Below are 25,124 nucleotides of genomic sequence, written 5' to 3' on the forward strand. Positions count from 1 at the left end.
GAAGGGAGCATATTGAAAAAGCAGTCTGCTCAAAAAGCGGCTGCTTTTTTCTTATATATAAGGATGGTGGACAAGTTGTCGACGATGGATAAGCCAATCATGATTTTCCTGCATGGCGGAGGAGTAAGCAGCTGGATGTGGCAGGAGCAGGTGGAAATTTTTAAGAACACATATGATTGCTTTGCCCCTGATCTTATTGGTCATGGAACAAGATCAAAGGAAAAGTCATTTTCAATGAGTGAATGCGCCAGAGAAATCATCTCATGGATCAAGGAACAGGCGCATGATCGTAAAGTGATACTCATTGGATTTTCTTTAGGTGCGCAGATTGCCGTTGATGTGTTATCTAGAGAACCGGACATTATAGATATAGCCATCATCAATAGCGCCCTTGTACTGCCGTTGCCTTGGCTCTATTTTATGGTACGACCCCTCTTACCACTGACATATCCGTTATTAAAGAAAGATTGGTTTATCCAGCTCCAAGCCGAAAAGATGGAGCTTCCACGCCATGTCCTGCACCATTATGCGGCTGAATCGAAACATCTGCAAAAGAATATCCTTCTTACGATGTTTCAAGAAAACCTCCATTACAAGCTCCCAGACACGTTTGGGCAAGCAAAGGCACGCATTCTTGTCACAGTGGGAGAAAAAGAAAAAGGCATCATGCAGCGGTCAGCGAAAAAAATCACGGATGCACATCCACAAGCAGTTGGATTCACTGTGCCTAATATTGGACATACATTTACTTTTGAAAAGAAAGAACTTTTCACAGAAATGATCAAAAGCTTTATAGAGGCACGTGCACTACCAGTGGAATTAAAGGAAATCAGGTGACCGTGCCGAATACAGGCATAAAAGGGGCGGCTGTCTCTTAGAACTTGTATGATATAGGTATAAAACGCTTACAGATGAGCTTGTCTGACTGAAAGCTTGTCAGTCATAGAAGGAGGAGCTATGAGTAAAAACTATATCATATTCGGTGCAAGTCAAGGCTTAGGAGATGCTTTTGTGAAGGGGCTTCCTTCAAGTGGTGATACAGTATGGATTGTGTCTCGAAGCGAACCAAGCAGTTTGAACATAGATGATGGCGTACATAGAATTTGGCTGAAAATCGATTTATCAAGCCAATCCCATATCCCCTATATGCTTGAAGCATTGGAGAATAAGACAATTGATGTACTCATTTATAACGTCGGTTTATGGGAAAAACGAGGCTTTGAAGACGACTATTCTTTTGATCACGATCAGCCAGAGGATATTGCACATTTAATCAATGTGAACATCACCTCAACCATTACGTACATCCAGGCACTGCTTCCGCATGTAAGGAAATCGGAGAATGGAAAAATCATTGTGATTGGATCAACAGCAGGACTCGATCATACAAACTTGCCGCAGGTATCCTTTGTGGCATCTAAATTTGGTCTGCGCGGAATTGTGAATGCGTTGAGAGAGCATGTGAGAAAAGATAAAATATCTGTCACCTGTATCAATCCAGGAGAACTGGCGGCGGAGGTCCCATATGAAGAGGGAGCTGAAAAAGCCATCACGCTATATGATGAAACGAGAATTCCTGTACAGGATATTGTGGAGCTTGCGAGATGTGTCATTCATTTATCGAGGGTCTCTTGCGTGAAAGAAATCAACGTTCCAGCCATAACAGATTTGAATGCGTAACATCAAACAGACCACCCGCTTGAATAAAGGCGGGTGGCTTTTTCAATTTACGATGAATGCTGCTGAAGGGTTTGATAAACAGCCTCAGTTAGGATCTCAATGCCGGTAAAGATGGAAGAGCGGTCGAAGGTCATATGCGGATGATGAAGACCTGGCTTTAAATCACAGCCTAAACCTAGCATGGTGGATTTAATATGCGGAACCTTCGCTGCATAAAAATGAAAGTCCTCTCCGCCTGTCGTGACGATCGGAGGGTCAAGCTGCTCTTTGCCTAAAACCTGTTCAATCGCAGAAGACATGATCTGAACGGCTTCTTCATTTAAAGTTGCGGCAGGCAGGCGATGATCTGTTGAAAGTGTAATGGAAGCGCCAAAGGCATCTGCTACAGAATGAACGGCTCTTTCAATTTCTTTTTCTAATTCATCCATCACTTCGTTTGTTTGCGCCCGGACATCTAATGTAAAAGACGCTTTGCCCGGAATGATGTTTGAGCTGCCCCCGCCAGCATGTAGATTGGTCATTTTCACAGAATGCGCAACTCTTGGATCGACATGGATATGAGCGAGTCTCTGCACGAGGGTTGAAGCTACTTCTATTACGTTGACCCCAAGGTGCGGGCGTGCTCCGTGCGCTTCCTCTCCAATAATTGTGCCAACGTAATGATTACTTGATCCGTGCAAAATCGCAGGAGCACAGCGTCCGTTTAATGTTTCTTGAATTGGACGTACATGTACGCCATATAAGTAATCAACATCTGCCAGTACACCTTTTTCAATCATTTTAAGCGCACCGCCGCCTCTTTCTTCAGCTGGCTGAAAAATGAATCGAATCGTACCGTTCGGGCGTTCTTTTTCCTTTAATGCCATGAAGGTGCCGAGAGCCATTGTCATGTGCGCATCGTGACCGCATGAATGATTGGCTTGAAATTCACCATCTACTTCTTGCCAAAGTGCATCAATATCGGCTCTCACAGCGACCACTGGTGCGCCTTCTCCAATTTCACCGATCACTCCTGTACAGTCGTCAAATGTTCGAGTGCTGCAGCCCAATTTTTTCAATATATCTTCAATATAAGCCGTCGTTTTTGTTTCTTCCCAGCTGATTTCTGGGTGGGCGTGCAGGTGTTCAAAGATGTCTGTCACAGTTTGTTTCATTTCGTTTGTCAAAGTTGTCATGAGAAGCCTCCTTGCTGGCAGATAATCTGCCATAATCTTATTTTAGTGAAATAATATTGATCTTAAATATCAACAGTGTTTATAATATAACACATCATTTGATTATTCAGAAAATTAAGTGAAATTCCGATCGGGACAAAGGGGTTTTGACACATGAAAACAGCGACAGTATCAGCACCAGAGAAACAAAAACGAAAACTTCAAATGCCGGATGCGTATGTTCTTTTATTTATCATTGCACTTATTTGTACGATTGCAACGTACTTTGTACCAGCGGGTGAGTTTGACCGAAAAACATCAGGCGAGATCACAACAGCTGTTCCTGGCAGTTATCACCGCATTGATCAATCACCAGTGAGTGCGGTTGGCTTTTTTACAGCCATTCAAGAAGGAATGGTGGGGTCTGCTTCTATTATATTTCTTATTCTATTTACTGGCGGAACCATTGCTATTTTGGAGAAGACAGGTGCCATTAACGGGATGATTCATCATGTCATCAGCCGGTTTCAAACGAAGCAATTATTGTTTATTTGTATTGTTGGGGGATTATTTTCAGTGCTTGGAACGACCGGAATTGTCGTGAACTCTGTCATTGGGTTTATTCCAATCGGCATCATTGTGGCGCGATCCTTGAAATGGGATGCTGTGGCAGGAGCGGCGGTTATTTACATCGGCTGTTATGCTGGGTTTAACGCAACGATTTTATCTCCATCTCCATTAGGTTTATCACAAACGATAGCAGAGCTGCCGATTTTTTCTGGCATTGGCCTACGTGTCATCATTTATCTTTGTTTTCTTATTTCTAGTATCGTGTACATCTATTTATATACAAGACGTCTGAAGAATAAAGAAAAGGGAAGCATTCTTGGCGATCAATGGTTTCCTGCTAAGGGGCTTGGCGGAGCCGATGCAGAATCTGTGGACAAGCCCGCATTTACCGGCAGACATAAACTGATTTTAGCGGTGTGCGGATTGTCACTTGGAGGCTTCTTATATGGCGCACTTCAGCTTGGCTGGACCGATAAGGAAATGGCGGGTGTGTTCATTTTTATGGCCATTGCTGCTGGACTGCTCGGCGGATTAGCTGCCAATGACATTGCGAAAACGTTTATTGTCGGCTGTCAAAGTCTTGTATACGGCGCACTCATTGTTGGGATGGCACGCTGCATTTCGGTCATTTTAGAAAACGGCAAGCTCCTTGATACAGTGGTCAACGGCTTGGCGAGTATGCTGACAGGGTTTAGTCCAATTGCTGGTGCGATCGGGATGTATATAGCGAGTGCGCTTCTTCACTTTTTGATTTCATCTGGATCAGGAGAAGCCGTTGTCTTTATTCCAATTCTTGCACCGCTGGCTGATTTAATGGGTATTACGAGACAGGTAGCTGTAGAAGCGGTGATGCTGGGCGAAGGTGTAGTCAACTGCATCAATCCGACTTCGGGTGTGCTGATGGCAGTGCTTGCTGCAAGTGGTATTCCTTATGTGAAGTGGCTGCGATTTATGGTGCCGCTTGCGCTCATTTGGTTTGTCATCGGTCTTGTGTTTATCTGTATCGGGGTCATGATCAACTGGGGACCTTATTAAAGATGTATGAAGCTGCCGAAGAGCGTTTGGCAGCTTTTTTCTTGTGGAAATATGTATGGAGTCAGCACTTAGAAGCACAATAAGTCTGTTCACAAATTGGCTACATATTTTTTTTGAGCAACCCCCTTGCAAAAGTTTGTGAAGTATTGCACAATATGTATGTGAAATACTTCACAAACAAAAACCAACCTAGTTTTACTCAGGAGGATGAGATAAATGACAAACGAAAAAGTCAACAAAGTAGCACTTATTGGAGCAGGTTTCGTCGGCAGTAGTTATGCCTTTACATTAATAAATCAAGCAATCACAGATGAATTGGTCGTCATCGATTTGAATCAAGACAAAGCAATGGGTGACGTGATGGATTTAAACCACGGAAAAGCATTTGCCCCGCATCCTGTGAATACATGGTATGGAGATTATGAGGATTGTAAGGATGCAGATATCGTCTGTATCTGTGCTGGTGCAAACCAAAAGCCAGGTGAAACAAGACTTGACCTTGTTGAGAAAAATTTAAATATATTTAAAGGCATTGTAGAAAACGTGATGAAAAGTGGATTTGATGGCATTTTCTTAGTTGCCACAAACCCAGTTGATATTTTGACATATGCGACTTGGAAATTCAGTGGACTTCCAAAAGAACGAGTGATTGGCAGTGGTACAACACTTGATACAGCAAGATTTAGATACATGCTGAGTGAGTATTTTGAAGCAGCAGCACATAACGTGCATGCGTACATTATTGGAGAGCATGGGGATACAGAGCTTGCTGTTTGGAGTCACGCGAATATTGGAAGTGTACCGATTACAGAGTTAATGAAGAGAAATGATCAATACAAACAAGAAGACCTAGATGAAATCATGGAAAATGTCCGTCATGCCGCTTATCAAATCATTGAGAAAAAAGGAGCAACTTACTACGGTGTAGCGATGAGTTTAGCCCGCATTACAAGAGCCATCCTGCACAATGAAAACAGCATTTTGACTGTCAGCACGTACTTAGATGGAGAGTACGGAGCAGAAGATGTCTATATTGGTGTACCTGCCCTTGTGAATCGAAATGGTGCAACAGAAGTGATGGAGCTTGCACTAAACGACACAGAGAAAGAAAAATTCGCACACAGTGTGAATGTGTTAAAAGAGATTTTGGCTCCTCATTTTTAATCAATAAAAAGCAACCTATCTGAGCAGAAAAGGATGAATCCCTATGTGGCAGCAAATATATGATCCGTTTGGTATTGAGTTCGTCAGTGCATTGGTGGCAATGCTTCCAATCTTGTTTTTTCTACTTGCCTTAACTGTATTTAAATTAAAAGGTGTTTTAGCCGCTTGTTTTACCTTAATTGTCAGCTTTGTAATAGCTGTTTTCTTCTTTCATATGCCAGTTGAAAAGGCATTATCTGCTGTGCTGCTCGGTATATCTAATGGACTGTGGCCAATTGGATATATCGTCATCATGGCGGTATGGCTCTATAAAATTGCAGTGAAATCTGGTAAGTTCGATGTCATTCGTTCTAGTATTGCAGGAATCTCTCAAGATCAACGTCTTCAGCTCTTATTAATTGGTTTTAGTTTTAACGCATTTTTAGAGGGAGCCGCTGGGTTTGGTGTACCGATTGCGATTAGTGCCGCTCTCTTAACAGAGCTTGGGTTTAAACCTCTGAAAGCTGCGATGCTCTGCTTAATTGCCAATGCTGCGTCTGGCGCATTTGGTGCTGTGGGCATCCCAGTGATTACAGGGGCGCAAATGGGCAATATGACGCCGCTTGCGTTATCTCAAACCCTTGTGTATACGATCCCGTTTATTTCATTCTGTATTCCGTTTCTCCTCATTCTGATTGTAGATGGATTCAAAGGGATCAAAGAAACTCTGCCGGCCTTGCTTGTTGTGAGTGGAAGCTATGCCATTTTGCAAGCTGTCACAATGGTGACAATGGGCCCTGAGCTTGCCAATATTATTTCTGCCTTAGCAAGTATGGGAATTTTGGCTTTATTTCTTCGGAAATGGCAGCCGAAACACATTTATCGTGAAGAAGGAGCGCCAGCTATTGAAAAGAAACAAACGTATACCGGCGTTGAAGTGCTGAAGGCATGGTCTCCGTTCTATATTTTAACGGCTGTGATTACGGTATGGAGTCTGCCAGCATTTAAAGCATTGTTTGCTGTAGGAGGACCGCTTAACTGGACGACCATTTTAGTGAAAATGCCATTTTTACATCAGCAAATTGTGAAATTACCACCAATTGCACAAACAGAAACACCCATTGACGCGATCTTTAAAATTGATGTGATTAGTGCAACGGGTACTGCCATTCTGATTGCGGTCATGCTGACAGGGCTTCTTAGCAGACATATTACATTAACAGAGGGTGCTGCCTGCTTAAAAGCAGCGGTGAAAGAGCTTTGGATACCTGTTCTAACCATTTGTTTTGTCATGGGCTTCGCCAACCTGGCGAACTTTGCTGGACTAAGTTCTGCTATTGGACTAGCACTTGCCAAAACCGGCGACTTGTTCCCGCTTGTCAGCCCAGTACTTGGCTGGATCGGCGTGTTTATTACGGGCTCTGTCGTGAGTAACAATGCCTTATTCGGTAACCTTCAAGCCGTCACTGCTTCTCAAATCGGCTCACAAGCAGGCTTGTTAATTGGGGCAAATACAACCGGCGGTGTGATGGCGAAATTAATTTCTCCACAATCAATTGCTATCGCTACAGCAGCTGTTGGGGAAACAGGGAAAGAATCTGAGCTTTTCCAAAAGACCGTGAAGTACAGCTTCATCTTGCTCGGTATTGTGTGTATATGGACATTCATTCTTGCTCAATTTATATAGGTTCATAGATAGAGTTAAAAAAGACTGAGATCACTCTCAGTCTTTTTTGTTTATGTAGATTCTCTTGTCACGAGCCGGGTGGGCAGCTGAATATGGTCACGCTGTAGTGGTTTTTGATCTTGTAAGAGCGCGATCATTTGCTGTACAGACCGCTGGCCAAGCTCCACGATGGGAATGTCGATCGTGGTAATCGTTGGAGCCGTCACTTCACAAATGTCTTGGTTATCATAGCCGATGACCGCTAGATCCTCAGGGATTTGATAGCCATATGAAATGGCCCGTTTAATAAGCCCTGCTGCGACTTGGTCATTACCGGTGAAAATGGCATCTGGCGCATCCTTCATGTGATGGATGATATCCATTAAACGAAAGCCGTCTTCAATGGTAAAGGCCTCTCCGAACAGCCAATCGTCATAGAGCGGCAAGCCGTGAGCAGACAGTGCATCAAGGTAGCCTTGTTTCCGTTGTTTTTGAGCTTCACTGCTTTCAGTATCAAAGCAAAATCCAATCGATGTTCGCCCCGACTGAATCAAGTAGTCGACTGCTTTATAGGCCGCTTCCCGTTCATCGTATCCAATAATCGGGATGTTTGCTGTTTGATGATATTCATTCGCCATGACAATGGGGCCGTTTGTTAAAAATGGCTCAATCTTTTCCCACTGATTTTCTAATGCCCCCAATATGACACCATCTACTTCTTTTCTTTTTAATAATTGAAGCCCTTCAAGCTCTACTGCTTCCTGATAAAACGTCTGGAGCACGATGGCTTTATATCCTTGATCCAGGGCTTCCTTTGAAATACCTTTAATCAATTGTGCAAAAAAAGGATGATCCACTGCAGGAACAGACACAGCAATGGTTTTTGTCCGATGTGATCGTAGGGTGCGAGCCGCTGAACTCGGTGTATATTCCATCTCTTTCATCACCTGTAAAATGTGCTGCCGCTTTTCTTCTGACACATATGGGTGATGGTTTAGCACTCTGGAAACGGTGGTGGTTGAAACCCCGCAGCGTTTTGCAATTTCATAAATTGTACACATATTAACAAATCCTTTACACAAAGTTATTGTTCTGAAATCGATAACATCATTTACAATGTGAAACAAGTTAAATATTAACAAAAGGAATTGATTAATTGGAGGGAATGGAATGCAAATATTGACGAAGATATCAGGTAAAAGCAAGGATTATCTCCCTTTGCTGGATATGATCAATCAAGGTGTTCAAGTAAAGGCTGATTCAGTTGAAGAACATCTAGCAAATGAAAAACTGGTGACGTTCCTTGAGCAAGATATTGAGCGCGCAGGTTTGGAAAAAATTCTCTTCCATTATAAACAAAATAAGGAAAAAAAGATACCGTTCCTGCCAGTTGATAAACTGATTTCAGAGGATGAAATCGATGATATTATGCAGGTGCTGAAGGAAGTATTAAGCTCTGGCCGTTTTACTTCAGGGCCATATATTCCGGCGTTTGAAAAGACGCTTGCTGAGTACTTAGGGAAAAAATATGTCATTGCGACATCAAGTGGAACAGATGCCCTCATGATCAGTCTCATATCAGCAGGTGTCCGCCCAGGAGACGAGGTTATTCTGCCTGCCAACAGCTTTGCGGCAACAGAAAATGCAGTGCTTGCCATTGGGGCTGTTCCAGTTTATGCCGATATTGACCCAGAAACCTACTGCCTCGCACCTACTGAAATAGAGAAGCATATCACAGATCAAACGGTATGCATTCTTCCAGTTCATTTATACGGGAAGCAAGCAGATATGAAGGCCATTTCAGCGATTGCGAAACAGCATGGATTGAAAATCATTGAAGATGGCTGTCAGGCAATTGGCAGCAGCGGTCTTGGCGCTTACGGAGATGGACTTGTTCTCAGCTTTAATCCATATAAAAATCTTGGCGTCTGCGGAAAGGCAGGAGCCATTGCCACAAATGATGAAGCCCTGGCGGAAAAATGCATGGAGATCAGCTATCACGGCTTTGAACCAGGAAAGAAAAATGTCAAACGCAGTGACTACGGCTTTAATTCCAAGATTGATAATTTACAGGCGGCAATCGGACTCGAACGGATGAAGTATTTAGGATTGCAAAACTTTAAACGTTTTTACTTAGCAAAGCGCTACATTGACCAGCTGCAAACGCTTGAGGATGAAGGATACATGAAGCTTCCGAAGTTGACGGATGATCATGTATGGCACCTATTTCCGATCAGAGTGCTGAAGGGCGACCGGGATGAGCTGGCAGCGAAATTACTGGAAATGGGCATAGAGACAGATGTGTATTACCCGATACTTTCGCATCAGCATCAAACAAATCTTGTTTCTCAAAAGTATAAACAAACGACACTTCCACACACGGAAAAAGCAGCGCAGCAATTGCTTCACTTGCCGCTTTATCCAGGCATGCCGCTGCAAGATCAGGAGAAGGTCATCGAGGGGGTTCATCATGTTATCAAGTCTTCCGTTCAATAAAAAACTGCTGAATCAGCCGAAGAATCCGCAGTGGATCGTCTTCTGTGATTTTGATGAAACCTATTATTCTCATGAAATGACAGAGGATCAGAGAGAGGATGTTAAGCGGCTGGAAGCTTTTGTAGCAGAAAGGAACGAAGCAGGACAGCTCTTGCTGGGCTGGGTGACGGGAAGCAGTCTCGATTCCGTCACGAGCAAAATGGAGAAAGGTGGTTTTCATCAATTCCCGCATTTCATTGCGTCCAACTTAGGAACAGAGATTGTGTATACGTCAGATGCTCTTTTTGGACAGCCAGATGAGGAGTGGATGAAGCGGCTCGATGCTCAGGGTTTTTCAGATGAAAAAATTGAAGACATCCTGGAAACGGTCCGTGAAAAAGGGATTACGCTTAGACCTCAAACGCAGCTGGGCAGCTCAGGGTATAAGAAGAATTTCTATTATCAGGAGCAGGATGAGCGGACAGATCTTCATCATCTATCATTTATTCAAACACTTGCCAAAGAACGCGGGGTGGCGGTCAATATCAACAAATGCAACCCGCTTGCAGGGGATCCTGCGGATTGCTATGATGTTGATTTTTTACCAGTCGGAACAGGGAAGGATGAAATTGTCCACTTTATGCTGAACCAATATGATCTATCGAAAGATCAGGGCTTTGCCTTTGGTGATAGCGGGAACGATTTGCGGATGCTTCAATCCGTCACGCACGGTTTCCTTGTCCAAAATGCGACTGCCGAAGCCAAGCGGCACCATCACCAAATTTGTCATTATGGGTATGCAAAAGGAATCTATGAAACATTGAAAACAGTGATTTATAAACATGAGGGGGCACATTCATGAAGAAAATTGGAATTGTTGGAGCAGGGAATATTGCAAAAGCACATGCAAGAGCATTATCAACGATCAAAGGTGCAGAATTATCCGGTGTCTATGATTTGCACGAGTCAGTCGCACAGGGATTCATTAAACAATACGGCGGACGTGTGTATTCAAGTATCGAAACACTAGCAGATGCATCTGACGGGTTGATCATTGCCTCCCCTAATTTTTGTCACAAGGACCATGCCCTTCAGTCGCTAAGAGCAGGGCAGCCGATTTTATGTGAAAAACCAATGGCTGTGTCGCTGAAGGAAGCGAAGGAAATGGTGGAGACAGCCAAACAGTTCCAGGTTCAAGCCAGTATGGGCTTCAACTATCGTTATTTATCCTTTGTGAATATCTTGAAAAACTTGATTGCTAACGGTGAATTAGGCCGCATATTAACCGTCAGAACTCATTTTAAGAAGAACAGTGCCCTTAGAAGAAAGACATTTTCATGGAGAGACAGCGGCGAAAGTCTGCGTACGAGCGGTGCACTAGGGGATCTTGGCATTCATTTAATCGATATGCTGTGGTACTTATTTGGCAGTGAAATGAAGAAAGAATCACTTAACACCAAGATGCTGACACATGTAAAGGAAAAAGAAGAGAAAAAGGTTCAGGTGGATGATCATACTGAAATTTTCGGACAGATGGAGAATCAAGTATTCTTTCATTTGGTGACATCCAAAAGCACGCAGCCTGAAGAATGCGGATTTAGTGTAGAAGTCGTTGGTCATGACAAGGTATTCAAATACCATACGAACATGAAAAACGAATATGAGATTAGTGATGGATTGTGTGTGGAGCGTCACCAAATGCCGCAAACCTTGCTGACCGATCCGCCAAATGAATTTTATGGGTGGTCCGATACATTTCGTGATCAGCTGATGCATTGGGTGAATACAGATCCATACCCAACTCATATGAAGGTCGCTGATTTTGAAGATGGGTATCGCGCGCAGGCTGCGCTGAATACATGCTTTGAGAGGGAAGAGGCAGTCTTGTCTGCCCGAGCATATTAAAGAGGTGGAGCGGAGGATGTGATGACTCCGCTCCTTTTTAGAGGAAGTGAAAAGATGAAAAAGGTGTTTTATTTTGGCTGTGTCTTTTATTTTTTTATTGGGACCATTCATGTGTTTTTTGGCAGCTTAACGCCTTATTTGCTGTCGAGTTATGATAAGGGCCCCGGGGAATTATCATCTTTAATTTTTTTTCAGTTTATTGGTTTTTTGACAGGTGTTCTTTTATCCCCCATTCTTGTGAGAAAAAAAGGCTACGGTGCTGTGCTGACCATGGGTCTCTTGCTGATGATCGGCTCACTGTTGCTCGGGCTTTTGATGCCGGGCTGGACAACGCTTGTACTGGCAGGTTTTTTTCTTGGTAGCGGTGCAGGCAGTCTTGAGACAACAGCTGGGGCGTATGTCATTTCGATGGCTAACAGTGCAAAACGAATTAGTATCATGGAGGTCTTTTTTGGATTAGGGGCACTGTTATTTCCTTTAGTGATCCTGCTGACGGTCACAGAACAGACATGGCAGTATGTGTTTTTGTTTCAGGTTGGTGCGCTGACATTTTTCCTCATGCTTTGGCTTGTTTTTATGAACAAATTGCCTCATGGGCATATGGATGCTCCTTCTAAAGGAGAGATGAGGAAGCCGTCCTTACTTGTTGATCGAAACAATCGAATCATCGTGGTGCTCATGATTTGCTTTGCTTTTTTCTATGCAGGGATTGAAACGAACTTTGCGAACTTTTTGCCGTCGATCATGCTGGAAAAAGGGGGAGAGAATTGGGGCCTTTTTGCGGTCTCTACTTTCTGGACAGCGATCGTCATCGGCAGAACGTTGATTGCAAGGAAAGCTGATCGGCTGCATCCGCTGCGTTTTTTAAAGCTGAGCGCAGCTCTCATGATTCTGCTGCTTGTGATATTCGCTATGACAACCCACATCGCCGCGCAGCTGATTCTCATCTTTTTCATCGGCCTTTGCGCAGCTGGCATGTTCCCAATCGCACTGACTGCATCCGCTTTGATGATTGAAAATGCCATCGATGAGGCAACGAGTTACTTTATTGCAGCTGCGAGTTTAGGCGGAGCCTGCTTGTCCTTTTTGATTGGATTTAGTCTTGAATGGGCAGGAGCGGCAAGTGCCGTCTTTGTTTTCGCCTTCTTAGCTGTTCTTCTGTTTGCAGCTGCGATTCAAATGAATCGTTCTAAGAAAAAAGAAACGGTACACGCGCAGCAGCCGGGGCTGAAAGCAGATCGGTAAGCAGATGATCCGGCGGCTTTTCTATTCCTCCTAAAATGCTGACAAAGGACTTGTACTAAAACGCAGAATGTTTGAATAACATGTACAAGTCAGCATCAAAAGGAGGACGTCTATGTGGCGGTGTTTTTTGGTTATATCTTTTTAGGGTTGTCACTGTCAGCGCCTGTTGGGCCAGTCAATGCAGCCCAAATCGACAGAGGGATTAAAAGTGGATTTTGGCATGCGTGGATTTTTGGTGTGGGGGCTATGGCTGCGGATATTGTCTATATGCTCCTCATCTACTTTGGTGTCGCCCAGCTTTTGACTGCACCTCTTGTAAAAACTTTTTTGTGGCTGTTCGGCTTTTTCGTTCTGACCTATACCGGTATTGAGAGCCTGCGTAAAATCAATTTACAGGAGAGTCCAAAAAAGGATGGAGGAAATGCATCCATTGGTCATTCTTTCATAACAGGGTTTTTCATTTCCCTTTCTAATCCGCTCAGTATTTTGTTTTGGCTTGGCATCTTTGGCAGCATCTTAGCCAATACAATTGAAAAGTATGGTGCTTCCCAAATGCTCTTGTACAGTATGGCTATTTTTATCGGCATGCTGATTTGGGATTTCAGTATGGCGCTGCTTGCTAGTTCGTTTAGGCGTTATTTAAGTGAGCGAGTTTTACATGGATTATCTGTTCTTGCGGGTCTATCATTACTTGGGTTCGGTGCTTATTTTGGGTATCAAGGGATTATGGCGTTGATTGGATAGAATAACCCCGCATTCTTTGTCGGTCTGCACTCCGATGCTCGTCCTTCCTAGACTGCAAAGGTTTTCTATCACGCTGTAAGAAGAAAGAAGGCTAAAATGAATTTCATTTTAGCCTTCTTTTTTGTAAGGATTGACAGACTTTGAACATTCTTCAATAATGGTGAGATATAAAATGGATTGAAGGAGCTTCTGTTATGCGTATGTTTCTGCCAGTATTCAACTATGCGTGTATGCTGATTTTATCAGTTATCACAACAACATTCGTTTATACCCTTTTATTTATGCCGTCTGAAGTGGGCTTTAGTTATGTGGAGATGACCAGTGTTTTGATTTTGATTGCTTATGTTATTTTTGCTGCACCGATTCAGCTTGTTTTACACAGGCATCCTAAGAGATTTCGAAGCCGTGACTTATTGGTTTATTTTATTGCGGCATGGCTGGTTTGTTCGGCGCTGGCTTTATGGATTGATTATGGACTTGTTGTGTTCATAAGCTATAAAGTCTATTTGTTTAGCTTCTGCGCAGCCCTTATTTATTGGGTGTTGGATTCCGTCTTTTTGATGAAGAACCGACCATAGGAATGACAAAAGGCGCACTATTAAAAGAAGCGGAAGACACTAGTCTGATCATACAAACAAATACCTGCTCAGTTTGAACGAAAACCCTCACGTTATCATGCGTTAGGAAAGTCGTTTCAGGACAGTCACCACAGCTCTTTTCACCTCATAGGCTGTGGGGAAGACGTTAAAACGAGGTGGAAGGAAATGGCCCAGCTGTATGCAAAAAGTTGCCTTGATCAAAATCTACGATCACTAGAAGATTGGAAGCAGGATGCTTTTACACAATTTGGAGAGATGGTAGGAGATGAGGCAGATACATTCCCTTGTGTACCCGGAAGACAAGGATTTTTTCTCGATCATTTACGTTATGGGTTTGTTGGAGACCCGAGGGAAGAGAAAGCGGTTGATGAATTAGCACAGCTGCTTAGAGAATATAAAAGCTGTGCGAAAGAAACCGGTCAATATGCTTCGTTTATCTGTTTTTTTGAAACGCCGCAGGACTTAAAGGAAAGTTCGCTTGAAGAGTTTGAACAGCAGTTTTGGTCGCTGCTTCAACGGCTGCATCAGAAAGATGAAGTACCATGGCCTGAGGATGTTCCGGTGGATCCTCATCATCATGAGTGGGAGTATTGCTTTCATGGTGAAGCGTATTTTATTTTATGTTCCACACCGGCTCATAAGCTGAGAAAAAGCCGTCACTTTCCTTATGTTATGATGGCGTTTCAGCCTAGATGGGTGTTTGAGAAACTGAATGGTTCGACCAAGTTTGGTCAAAAAATGAGTCAGCTCGTTCGCAAACGGCTCAAAGCATATGATGAAGTCAGTGTTCATCCATCATTAAAATGGTACGGTGATCCGGCCAATCATGAATGGAAGCAATACTTTCTCTCAGATGATGAGGCGGAGAAACCAGCCTCCGCCAAATGTCCATTTACTGCTTTAAAAAACATGATGAAATTATGATGCGGTCTGATCCTGTTTCCACTTTTTTCTCATGAATAGCACCATAATGGCTATCACTGCAATGATCCCAAGGCTGATAAAAAAGCCAGGTCGTCCGCTTGCCTCTGTTAATGTGCCTGAAACGGCGGCTCCAATTAAGAGCAGCGCAAGAATCATTTCGCACGTTTGGCGAGTGGATGGCTTGGATAGTTTTTTACTTGAGAAAAGGATGAATACCCATGTGTACAGAAGGGTAAGACCTGCTGCAGTTGTGAGGTGCTCATAGATGTGTTTGGACAAAAAGAGCGCAAGTAAAATTGAAACAACTAAGCCAGCAGCGGTTAAAATAATTGAAGACCATCTGACATGAGATGGGTCTTTTTGTTTAAAGCAAGCAGGTGCATCTTGATGCTCCGACATTGTGCCGAGCAGTGTTGTGACTGCATAGAGAGAGGCAACCAATGTCGAAAAGCCGGCAATAATGAAAATGCCATTAAAGATATGAAGAAAGATTGATAAATGAAACGGCTCTAATGATGTAATAAAGGGACTGCTGTTCTCATTAAAGGCTGTCACTGGGACAAGCAATAGAGCAAGTCCGATCGAAACGATATAGATGACCGCTAGAATGATCAGCATGACACGTCCAGCCTTTGCTGCATCCTTTGGGTCCTTTAAATGAACCGCCATCAGCCCCATGACTTCAATTCCCCCAAATGCATAAAACGCGTAAATCAATCCATTCCAAAGACCAAGCGGTCCGAGCGGCATCCATTCATGGTCTTTGTTTGGCAGATGCAGGGTCGGTTTATGTTCTGTCAGAATGCCAAATAACACAAGCACCGCTAAAATCATAAACAGAAAAATCGCCGCTGTCTTCAGTACCGCAAGGACATTTTCTGTCTTTTGAAAAGAAGAAAGCCCTATGATAATCACGAGCAGGGCAAGAGCTGAATAGATCGCAGAAAACACCCAGAGCGGAATGGATGGGAACCAGTGGCGGGTAAAGAGAGATATGGCTGTTAACTGACTTCCCGTAATCAGCATTTCTGCAAACCAATACACCCAGCCATTGCTAAACCCAGCCCAGCGTCCATATGCTTTACGAGCATAAGAGCAAAACGATCCTTTATCAGGGTTATCGGCTGTCATCGCAGCCAAATGTTTAAAGACGAGATAGGTTCCGGCTGCAGCAAGCAAAAAGGAAATGCAGACGGAATACCCAGACTTTGTAATGGCGATGCTGGAACCTAGGAAGAAACCAGTGCCAATTGTACAGCCGACTCCGATGAGAGAAAGCTGCCACCAAGATAAAGATTGTTCTTCTTTCAATGCAAGTGCAACACCTTTCGATTTCAATGACATTAGCTTGTAACCGCCGCTTTTTTTTATACATGATCAAGGGGGCATTTTGGGCATACTGTCATGGAAAGGAGTGCATGTGATGAACGGAGAATATGTCATTTTACCAAAGGGCAGACTCGGCTTTCGTTTAGGAAAAGGTCAATGTATGCGGGTGGTTGATGTCGAAGGCCAGCAAGTAGCAGATGTGATGGCCTATCATGAAAAGGACTTTTATGAAAAATTTGACCAGGGCGCGACAATGGACAGTTTGTTCTCGTCCAAAGTGAAAAAAGGCGATAAGCTCTATTCTAATTTATATAAACCGATGTTTACGGTTATTGAAGATACAGTAGAATGTCATGATTTATACATGCCTGCCTGCCGGCAAGAAATGTATCAGCTCTTATACGGAAGGACCCACTTAGAGGTCATGCATACATGTTACGATAATTTGCGGAAAGCCTTTGAGCCATTTGGGATTCCAAAGGAGGATATGTACTATCCTTTTAATGCCTTTATGAATACAGTCATAGATGAAAAAGGAAAGCTGTCTGTGGAGCTGCCTAAATCTCTCCCCGGTGATTACATTCGCCTGCGGGCTGAAATGGACCTCATTGTGGCGGTGTCCGCATGCCCTGCTGATATTGGGAAGTGTAATGGATCAAGCTGTACATCCATACGGGTAGAAATCGATTAAAAAAGAAAAGGGCCAGTCCCTCAAGACGTGGTCTTTTTCGCTTGTGAATGTTTGATCATTGATAAAATAGGGGAACGTCTAACAAAATGTTCTTGATGAAACATGGTATAATGAAGATTCAAAAAACGTTGTCAAATCAATGAATTGAGAGTAAAACCTGTTCTCTTCATGTAGAGGATGCTTAGGAGGAAAAGGATATGAGTTTGCAGAAAAAGATCAGCCAAGAGTTGCATGTGCAGCCCTCAATTGACCCAAAGCAGGAGATTGAAAAACGGGTTAAATTTCTAAAGGATTATTTAAAAAAGACGGGTGCAAAAGGTTTCGTCCTCGGTATTAGCGGCGGACAGGATTCAACGCTTGCTGGCCGTCTTGCTCAGCTTGCTGTAAGTGAGCTTCGTCAAGAAGGAAAAGAGGATGCTGTTTTTATTGCAGTGCGCCTCCCGCACGGTGTGCAGCAGGATGAAGATGATGCACAGCTCGCTTTATCATTTATTCAGCCAGACAAGTCGTGGAAATATGATATTGCACCTGCCGTGACGGCTTTCAGTGATCAATATCAAAAGGAAACAGGCGGCCCATTGTCTGACTTTAATAAAGGGAATGTCAAAGCACGCATGAGAATGATCGCGCAATATGCTGTTGGCGGCGAGGAAGGATTGCTTGTGATCGGTACAGATCATGCAGCTGAAGCAGTAACTGGCTTCTTCACGAAGTATGGTGATGGCGGCGCAGATGTTCTTCCACTCACAGGTCTGACAAAACGCCAAGGTCGAGCGCTGTTAGAAGCGCTAGAAGCCCCGGAGCGCCTGTATTTAAAGAAACCAACAGCCGATCTGCTGGACGACAAACCTCAGCAAACAGATGAAACAGAACTGGGCATTACGTACAATGAAATTGATGATTACTTAGAAGGCAAACCAGTTTCAGATGAAGCCGCAGAAGCGATTGAGAAACGCTTTGTTCAATCAGAGCATAAACGCCAAGTGCCAGCTTCCATGTTTGATGACTGGTGGAAATAAAAAAGAGACCTCTCCATTTTCTGGAGAGGTTTTTTTTATGTCGAATTTCAGTTGAATTTGACAGAATGAACCAAACATGGTTCATTAAACTAGTAGAACGATCTACTCAAGTCGATTTGACTAAATACAGCTTTATTTGATTGAAAAAAGCAATAATAATTAGTTCGATTCACTTAAATTCGATGCTATTAACAGTATTTTCAGAAAAAATGATTGACGAAGAAAAAGAATGCGCTTACAATAAAGTCACATTCCGAAAAGTGAAATTAGATTCCACTGGATGGAATAAGGAGGTCATTCACCTCCAAATAAGAAGCTAAAGGAATGATTCACACAATGAAAAATCGAAGTGCACTGGAAATTTACAAAGAGGGAGGCGCTTGGTGGGAAACTGAGATTAGTCATATTGAAAAAAATTCAATTGAACTTCGAGGGTATCCGATTGAAGAACTAATTGGTGAATTGTCGTATCCACAAATGCTTTATTTACTGCTTGTTGGTGAATTATTGGATGATTCAAAAGCAGCTCTTTTTGAAAGTGTTCTTGTTGCAGGAGCAGACCATGGACCAAGAGCGCCATCAATTGCAGCAGCCAGAATGGCGGTGACTTGTGGCATTTCGTTTAATTCCTCTGTTGCAACAGGGGTGAATCTATTAGGTGATATTCATGGCGGAGCCGGAGAGAAGGCCATGCGTATGTTATACGAAGCCAAAGCGATCTACGATGATCAAAAGGATGTACAATTTGCGGCAAAGCAAGTGTGTCAAACATGGTTATCTCGCAAGGAAAAAATTCCGGGAATCGGCCATCAGCTTCATGATGATGATCCGAGGGTGAGACGTTTATATGAGCTGAGTCACACATATGTCCAGCAAGGTCTAATCAGCGGGACATATTTACGGTTAGCTGAAGCGATTAGACATGAGCTTGAACACCTGAAAGGGAAAAAAATCACGATGAATATAGATGGTGTATCTGCTGCAATCCAATGTGAATTAAACATTCCAGCAGAAGCAGCAAAAGGTATTTTTTCCTTATCTAGAGGAATGGGTATCGTGGCGCATGCATACGAGGAGCTCACAAAGGGAGCCCTCGTGAAGGGACCTTGTCCGAATGAAGAAAGATTGGTGCGTTATGCAGGACATGGAACGCGGCACTTGAAGGAGGGAGAGAAAATTTGAGTAGTTTGAAAGCGTTGTCATATATAAATGGCGAGTGGCTGGATACCGATCATGTTACAACAGATATTATCAATCCTTATTCAGGAAAGAAAATCGGTACATCTTATCTCGCATCATCAGAAGACATAGAACAGGCACTTTCTATTGCACAGCAAGCTAAAAAACAAATAGCGGGAATATCGGCAATCGAACGCTCAAAGCTTCTAAAAAAAGCAGCCAACTTGCTTGAAGAACAAAAAGACCATTTTGCAAAACTGATTTCGTTAGAATTAGGCAAACCGCTTAAAAATACAAGAGATGAAGTCGAGCGATCAATCGAGACGCTGGCGCAGTCAGCGGAAGAAGCGAATCGATTAATAGGTGAGACCATTCCTGGCAATGTATCATCGCGTGGACAAGGAGCAATGGCGATGACATTTAAAGTACCAGTCGGTGTTGTGCTGGCGATTACTCCTTTTAATGCACCGCTCAACTTAATTTGTCATAAAGTCGGTCCAGCTTTTGCTGGAGGGAATGTCATTATTTTGAAACCCGCACCGCAAACATCAGCTGTTGCCACAGCGTTTGTCAAACTCCTGCTCGAAGCAGGGTTTCCTGAGGCAAGTCTGCAGCTTGTGATTGGTGGAGTCGACGCTGGGAAACAGTTAGTCACTGATGAAAGAACGAATCTTATCTCTTTTACCGGAGGGGCTGCCGGAGGAGAACATATTACAACCTCTGCGGGATTAAAAAAAGTCCTGCTCGAACTCGGAGGGAATGGAGCGACGATAGTTCATCACGATGCAGATATTGAACAAGCCGCATCTCTATGTGCTAAGACAGGTTTTAGTAATTCCGGTCAAAGCTGTATTTCTGTTCAAAGAATTTATGTCCACCAGCAAATCATGGCGTCGTTTACTGAGGTGTTAAAACAAAAAGTAGAGCAGCTTGTCGTTGGAGATCCGCTGTCCAGTGAGAGTGATATCGGTTGCATGGTCGATGTCCAGGCCGCGCAGCGTGTTGAAGCATGGATACAAGAGGCAGAGAGTATGGGTGCACAGCTTTTATACGGGGGGAAAAGAAATGGAGCGAGCATCACACCAGCTATTTTGCTAAATCCCCCGAAACAGGCAAAGGTTGTCTGTGAGGAAGTGTTCGGCCCAGTTGTCAGCGTCCTCCCTTATGAGGAGCTGGAGGAGGCAATCAAAGAAGCAAATGATAGTCGATATGGTTTGCAGGCAGGAATCTTTACAAATCAGCTGGATGTTGCGTTGCACGCAGCAAAAGAACTTGAAACTGGCGGTGTCGTCATCAATGGGACGTCGAATTTTAGACTGGATCATTGGCCTTATGGTGGGATTAAGCGAAGTGGTCTTGGAAGAGAAGGTCCGCGTTTCGCCATCGAGGAGATGACCGAAACCAAAATGGTTGTGCTTCCAAATGGCCTATGAAAGGGGCGTATGGATGTGAAGGCATTTCAGCAAAAGGTAAAAAGCGTGCAGACAGGCAGTCAACCAATGATTTGTACCCCGCTCATCGGACAAACAAAGGAAGAATTGTTACATGAGATCGAGGTGTTAACTGAGAAGAAGCCTGATGTGATCGAGTGGCGGGCGGATTTTTTTCAACACCTTCATGACAAGGAACAAGTCATAGACACCCTTAAGAGAATGGTAGAAAAGGCAAAGGGCATACCATTTTTATTCACCATTCGCTCTGAAAAGGAGGGCGGCGAAAGTATATCACTCTCAGAAGCTGAGAAGGTTTCTTTGCTTGTCGAGCTTTGCTCCACTCAGCTTGTGGACGCGGTTGATTATGAATTGATGCAGGATGTGACACATATACAGCAAGTCAGTCAAGCGGCTAAAAGAAATGCGGTCACCTTGATAGTGTCATATCACGATTTCCATCGTACTCCTGGGGTGGATCGACTCGTGCAGCTATTTGTCAATGCAAAATCAGTCGGTGCCGACATTGCAAAGATCGCAGTGATGCCGCATTCCTATGATGATGCATTAACACTGCTTTCGGCGACCAGTCATGCGAAAAAGCATCTGTCGATTCCCGTTATTTCGATGGCAATGGGGGAATATGGGGCTTTTACAAGAATGGTTGGTGGACTTTTTGGATCTGTCATGACCTTTGCTGTAGGGAAAGAAAGCTCAGCTCCCGGGCAAGTGGCAATACAGGATTTGAACAGCGTTCTATCTATTGTGTTTCAAAGAATAAGTGAGTAGCAGGTTTATAGCTGCACCGTGAGAGGAGAGAAACATGAAGAAGAATATTTCTACACAGGTTATTCAGTATTTAGAAAATCGGGGAGTCGAGCATATTTTCGGTCTCTGCGGTCATACAAATATTGCTTTTTTATCAGCGCTTGAAAAAAGCTCGATTCAATTTGTAAATGTCAGACATGAACAGATAGCGGCACATGCAGCAGATGGTTATGCGAGAGCTAAGAAACAGACGGCTGTTGTTCTCAGTCATCTAGGTCCTGGACTCACCAATGCGGCAACAGGGGTAGCGAATGCAGCACTTGATTCCATTCCAATGGTTGTCATTGCAGGAGATGTCCCAAGTCATTACTACGGAAAGCACCCACATCAAGAGATCAATCTTCATTCCGATGCCTCTCAATACGAAATTTATCGGCCTTTTGTGAAAAGAGCATGGCGAGTCGATATACCAGAATTGTTTCCAGAGATTTTATCAAAAGCATTTCAGTTAGCTGAAAGCGGCCGTCCTGGCCCGGTGCTTATTTCTGTTCCAATGGATGTGTTCTCAAAAGACCTTGATGTGTCACTATTTGAACAAATCAACCATCATACACAGACCATTGAAAAACCTTCAATTGATGATCAAACGGCCAATCGGATATTAGATCGATTGCTGCAGGCAGAAAGACCGCTCTTATATGTAGGGGGAGGCATTTTACTAGCTGATGCAGCTGAAGAATTAAAGGCATTCACTGATCATCTCAGTATCCCTGTTGCCCATTCTTTGATGGGAAAAGGAGCCATGCCAGATGATCACCCAATGACCCTTGGAATGACAGGGTTTTGGGGGACGAAATTTATCAATGATCAATGTAAAGATGCGGACTATATATTGGCTTTAGGCACCCGTTTTGCTGAAGCTGATGCGAGTTCGTGGGAATCAGAATATACGTTCCGCTTCCCATCAACCAAGCTCATTCATATTGACATTGATCCGAATGAAATTGGCCGTAACTATCCTGTTGAAATTGGAGCAGTAGCCGATCTTAAGCAAGCCTTGACTGTACTTAATCGAGTGGCGAGAGAAAGACTGTCAGAAGGGCTGGATCGACCTGAATTGAAAAAGGAAATTGCAGCCTATCGTAAAGAATTCCAGGCGAGCAATTTGACGAATATTCAAGATGAATCCTTCCCAATGAAGCCGCAGCGTATTTTGCAGGAAGTGCGGGAAGTATTGCCGCCAGATGCTTTTATTACGACTGATGTTGGCTGGAACAAAAATGGGGTAGGGCAGCAATTTCCTGTGTTGACTCCAGGGACCATTTTAACGCCAGGTGGTTTTGCGACGATGGGATTTGGAGCCCCTGCCGCACTTGGGGCAAAGATTGCTCAGCCTGACCGTGTTGTTGTGTCACTTGTTGGGGACGGTGGATTTGGTCAAAACCCTTCCGTTCTTGCAACAGCCGTTGAAGAAAACATTCCTGTTGTGTGGATTGTCATGAATAACAGTGCGTTTGGAACAATAGCTGGCTTGCAAATGGCGCACTATGAGACGACATACGGTACTGTTTTTAGAAAAGGTGGAGAAAGCTATTCTCCTGATTTTGCTGCCATTGCGAGAGGTTATGGAATGAAGGGAATTAAAATCACCTCTGCTTCTGAATTCAAAGAAGCTTTAGCTGAAGCCATTGCCTCTCAGGAGCCTTGCGTGATTGATGTAGCAATGAAAAATGATCCTGTTCCTACGGATGGACATTGGAATATTAATGATATTTATTCACCAAATACAAAGCGCTCACATGTCAGCGTGAATTAAACAAAACGAGGGAGGAATTAACAATGAAAATTAAAGTATTGAATCCGTTTCAAGATGGGAACCCATTATGGTTAGGCTTAGATCGTCCAGAGGAGCAAATGATTCGAAAAGTATTTCAAACCATTACACCAGATACGGTTGGATCAGAGCATATGATGGCGGGTCTCACCATTTTTGAACCGGGAGAAGCAAGTTCAGTGCACAATCACCCGGGCTCAGAGGAGTTTGATTTTGTGATTAAAGGGTCTGGCGAAGTCATTTGTGAAGGAGAAAGGCAGTCCTTTAAGCAAAATGATTTCATGTTCATTCCAGACGGTGTTCCGCATCAGCATGTCAATACAGGAGATGAACCTTTATGGCTCATTTGGCTCTACACACCGCAAGGGCAGCTTCCAAAGGATTAAAAACCTGCACCGGTAAGCCCTCAATCATCAGGGCTTTATGGGTCAATTAGAAAGATGAAAAGGGCTAAGATCGAAAGTGTTTTAGCCCTTCATCACTTGAATGAAAGGGAGTCAAGTAATGAATATGAATACACCGCTCGAAGGAATGAAAATATTAGACGTCTCTACAATGATCGCTGCACCCTATGGCGCGGTGCTTCTAGGGGATTTTGGTGCAGAGGTCATCAAAGTCGAGATACCTGGTAAAGGCGATACGCTGCGGCATGTTGGCCCTTTTGCAGATGGTGAACCACTTAGATGGTCAGGTCTCTCACGGAATAAGAAATCCCTTACACTGGATCTGCACAAAGAAGAAGCAAAAGACATTTTTAAAAAGCTTGCAGGTCAGGTCGATGTGTTAATTGAGAATTTCCGCCCTGGAACGCTCGAAAAATGGGGCGTGGGGTACGATGTATTAAAGGAAATCAACCCTCGTTTAATTATGATTCGTGTATCGGGTTATGGACAAACGGGCCCGTTTAAGGACAAGGCTGGATTTGGAACACCTGCAACGGCGTTTAGCGGCTTTACATATCTTCAAGGGTTTCCAGACCGGCATCCAGTCAGCCCTTCTTTTTCTTTGACAGATTATATTGCTGGCATCTATGTGGCGTTTGCTACTGTGACTGCGATGTATTACAGGGATACACATCCTGAAGGAACTGGACAAATGGTGGATTTGGGCCTCTATGAATCTGTGTTTCGTATGTTAGAATTTTTGGTTGCAGAATATGACAAGCTTGGGAAGGTGCGCGAGCGCTCACCGGGGCTAAGTGGTCATTCAAGCCCTGCTGGCACTTATGAGACGAAGGATGGACATTATTTGGTTCTTGTGACGAGTACAGATTCGACCTTCAACCGATTGGCAGAGGCGATGAATCGATTAGATTTACTTGAGGATGAAAAATTTGCGGTCAATGCATCTAGGCTGAAGCATAACAAAGAGATGGATGCGATCGTCTCTCAATGGATTGCGTCGAAAACAAGGGATGATGTATTAGAAATTCTAGATACTCATGGCGTTCCTGTCAGCCCAATCTTAAGTATTCAAGATATTTTTGAGCATCCGCAATTTCAAGCACGAGAGAATATCGTCGAAGTGCATCACCCTCGTCTTGGAAAAGTAAAGGTGCCTGGGATCATTCCGAAGTTTGAAAAAACACCCGGAAGTATCCGTCACATTGCACCTGATTTAGGCGAACATAATTATGAGATTTTAACAAATATGCTTGGCTTCACAGAAGAAGAGTGCAAGCAGTTAGAAGAAAAAGGGGTCATTTAAGGCGCTCAACCGAACCGCGCGCTGCGG

General features: G+C 43.7%; 23 protein-coding genes. 20 read left to right on the forward strand and 3 right to left on the reverse strand.

Annotated elements, in window-relative coordinates; genetic code table 11:
- The first annotated feature begins 12 nt into the window (after positions 1-12).
- Positions 13-837: an alpha/beta fold hydrolase gene (locus tag AKG37_RS16885; RefSeq protein ID WP_060699871.1), complete on the forward strand. Its 825-nt coding sequence runs from the start codon at positions 13-15 to the stop codon at positions 835-837.
- 120 nt (positions 838-957) lie between these two features.
- Positions 958-1,680, forward strand: coding sequence for an SDR family NAD(P)-dependent oxidoreductase (locus tag AKG37_RS16890; RefSeq protein WP_060699872.1), 723 nt, complete (start codon positions 958-960; stop codon positions 1,678-1,680).
- A gap of 47 nt (positions 1,681-1,727) precedes the next feature.
- On the opposite strand, the gene AKG37_RS16895 is transcribed toward AKG37_RS16890, so the two are convergent.
- A complete protein-coding gene (locus tag AKG37_RS16895; protein ID WP_060699873.1) occupies positions 1,728-2,855 on the reverse strand; it encodes a M20 peptidase aminoacylase family protein in 1,128 nt (375 codons plus the stop codon).
- Between the two features lie 153 nt (positions 2,856-3,008).
- Between AKG37_RS16895 and AKG37_RS16900 the strand changes: the two genes are divergently transcribed.
- The 3 genes from AKG37_RS16900 (at position 3,009) to AKG37_RS16910 (ending at position 7,269) form a co-directional block, all read left to right on the forward strand.
- Positions 3,009-4,439, forward strand: coding sequence for a YfcC family protein (locus AKG37_RS16900; protein WP_060699874.1), 1,431 nt, complete (start codon positions 3,009-3,011; stop codon positions 4,437-4,439).
- Between the two features lie 216 nt (positions 4,440-4,655).
- Positions 4,656-5,603: an L-lactate dehydrogenase gene (locus tag AKG37_RS16905; RefSeq protein ID WP_025092786.1), complete on the forward strand. Its 948-nt coding sequence runs from the start codon at positions 4,656-4,658 to the stop codon at positions 5,601-5,603.
- A gap of 43 nt (positions 5,604-5,646) precedes the next feature.
- The gene (locus tag AKG37_RS16910; protein ID WP_060699875.1) at positions 5,647-7,269 is read left to right on the forward strand and encodes an L-lactate permease; all 1,623 of its coding nucleotides are present in this window, start codon (positions 5,647-5,649) and stop codon (positions 7,267-7,269) included.
- 50 nt (positions 7,270-7,319) lie between these two features.
- On the opposite strand, the gene AKG37_RS16915 is transcribed toward AKG37_RS16910, so the two are convergent.
- A complete protein-coding gene (locus tag AKG37_RS16915; RefSeq protein ID WP_060699876.1) occupies positions 7,320-8,309 on the reverse strand; it encodes a LacI family DNA-binding transcriptional regulator in 990 nt (329 codons plus the stop codon).
- A 109-nt stretch (positions 8,310-8,418) separates the two neighbouring features.
- On the opposite strand from AKG37_RS16915, the gene AKG37_RS16920 reads away from it, so the two are divergent.
- The 7 genes from AKG37_RS16920 to AKG37_RS16950 all read left to right on the forward strand — a co-directional run bounded on the left by AKG37_RS16920 (position 8,419) and on the right by AKG37_RS16950 (position 15,140).
- Complete coding sequence (locus AKG37_RS16920) at positions 8,419-9,744, forward strand: DegT/DnrJ/EryC1/StrS family aminotransferase (RefSeq protein WP_060699877.1); 1,326 nt, start codon at positions 8,419-8,421, stop codon at positions 9,742-9,744.
- Positions 9,719-10,585, forward strand: coding sequence for an HAD-IIB family hydrolase (locus AKG37_RS16925; RefSeq protein WP_060699878.1), 867 nt, complete (start codon positions 9,719-9,721; stop codon positions 10,583-10,585). Before AKG37_RS16920 ends, AKG37_RS16925 begins: the two co-directional genes overlap by 26 nt.
- Entirely contained in the window at positions 10,582-11,628 is a 1,047-nt protein-coding gene (locus AKG37_RS16930) for a Gfo/Idh/MocA family protein (protein WP_060699879.1), read from the forward strand. Before AKG37_RS16925 ends, AKG37_RS16930 begins: the two co-directional genes overlap by 4 nt.
- A gap of 54 nt (positions 11,629-11,682) precedes the next feature.
- Positions 11,683-12,873 (forward strand): MFS transporter, encoded by a 1,191-nt coding sequence (locus tag AKG37_RS16935; protein ID WP_060699880.1) that lies wholly within the window; start codon positions 11,683-11,685, stop codon positions 12,871-12,873.
- Between the two features lie 114 nt (positions 12,874-12,987).
- Complete coding sequence (locus AKG37_RS16940) at positions 12,988-13,617, forward strand: LysE family translocator (RefSeq protein WP_060699881.1); 630 nt, start codon at positions 12,988-12,990, stop codon at positions 13,615-13,617.
- A 194-nt stretch (positions 13,618-13,811) separates the two neighbouring features.
- On the forward strand, positions 13,812-14,195 hold the full coding sequence (locus AKG37_RS16945; RefSeq protein ID WP_060699882.1) for a UPF0715 family protein: 384 nt from the start codon (positions 13,812-13,814) through the stop codon (positions 14,193-14,195).
- Positions 14,196-14,381: 186 nt separating this feature from the next.
- Positions 14,382-15,140 carry a YqcI/YcgG family protein gene (locus AKG37_RS16950; protein WP_060699883.1) on the forward strand — a complete coding sequence of 253 codons (759 nt, stop codon included), beginning with the start codon at positions 14,382-14,384 and terminating at the stop codon, positions 15,138-15,140.
- Here the strand turns inward: AKG37_RS16950 and AKG37_RS16955 are convergent.
- Complete coding sequence (locus AKG37_RS16955; protein ID WP_060699884.1) at positions 15,135-16,484, reverse strand: amino acid permease; 1,350 nt, start codon at positions 16,482-16,484, stop codon at positions 15,135-15,137. The two genes, AKG37_RS16950 and AKG37_RS16955, sit on opposite strands and share 6 nt — an antisense overlap.
- Positions 16,485-16,563: 79 nt before the next feature.
- On the opposite strand from AKG37_RS16955, the gene AKG37_RS16960 reads away from it, so the two are divergent.
- From AKG37_RS16960 to AKG37_RS16995, 8 genes are all read left to right on the forward strand, one after another.
- Entirely contained in the window at positions 16,564-17,160 is a 597-nt protein-coding gene (locus tag AKG37_RS16960; protein WP_060699928.1) for a DUF1989 domain-containing protein, read from the forward strand.
- Positions 17,161-17,357: 197 nt separating this feature from the next.
- The gene (nadE, locus tag AKG37_RS16965; protein ID WP_060699885.1) at positions 17,358-18,179 is read left to right on the forward strand and encodes an ammonia-dependent NAD(+) synthetase; all 822 of its coding nucleotides are present in this window, start codon (positions 17,358-17,360) and stop codon (positions 18,177-18,179) included.
- 324 nt (positions 18,180-18,503) lie between these two features.
- Positions 18,504-19,361: a citryl-CoA lyase gene (locus tag AKG37_RS16970; protein WP_078061039.1), complete on the forward strand. Its 858-nt coding sequence runs from the start codon at positions 18,504-18,506 to the stop codon at positions 19,359-19,361.
- Complete coding sequence (locus AKG37_RS16975; RefSeq protein WP_060699886.1) at positions 19,358-20,791, forward strand: aldehyde dehydrogenase family protein; 1,434 nt, start codon at positions 19,358-19,360, stop codon at positions 20,789-20,791. The genes AKG37_RS16970 and AKG37_RS16975 overlap by 4 nt, the downstream gene beginning before the upstream one ends.
- A 9-nt stretch (positions 20,792-20,800) precedes the next feature.
- Entirely contained in the window at positions 20,801-21,577 is a 777-nt protein-coding gene (gene aroD, locus AKG37_RS16980; protein ID WP_060699887.1) for a type I 3-dehydroquinate dehydratase, read from the forward strand.
- Positions 21,578-21,611: 34 nt separating this feature from the next.
- Complete coding sequence (locus AKG37_RS16985) at positions 21,612-23,372, forward strand: thiamine pyrophosphate-binding protein (protein ID WP_060699888.1); 1,761 nt, start codon at positions 21,612-21,614, stop codon at positions 23,370-23,372.
- A gap of 23 nt (positions 23,373-23,395) precedes the next feature.
- Complete coding sequence (locus tag AKG37_RS16990) at positions 23,396-23,776, forward strand: cupin domain-containing protein (protein WP_060699889.1); 381 nt, start codon at positions 23,396-23,398, stop codon at positions 23,774-23,776.
- 118 nt (positions 23,777-23,894) lie between these two features.
- Positions 23,895-25,097, forward strand: a complete 1,203-nt coding sequence (locus AKG37_RS16995; protein ID WP_078061040.1) for a CaiB/BaiF CoA transferase family protein — start codon at positions 23,895-23,897, stop codon at positions 25,095-25,097.
- Positions 25,098-25,124 lie beyond the last annotated feature (27 nt).

The sequence above is a fragment of the Bacillus australimaris genome (assembly GCF_001307105.1).
Taxonomy (GTDB): domain Bacteria; phylum Bacillota; class Bacilli; order Bacillales; family Bacillaceae; genus Bacillus; species Bacillus australimaris.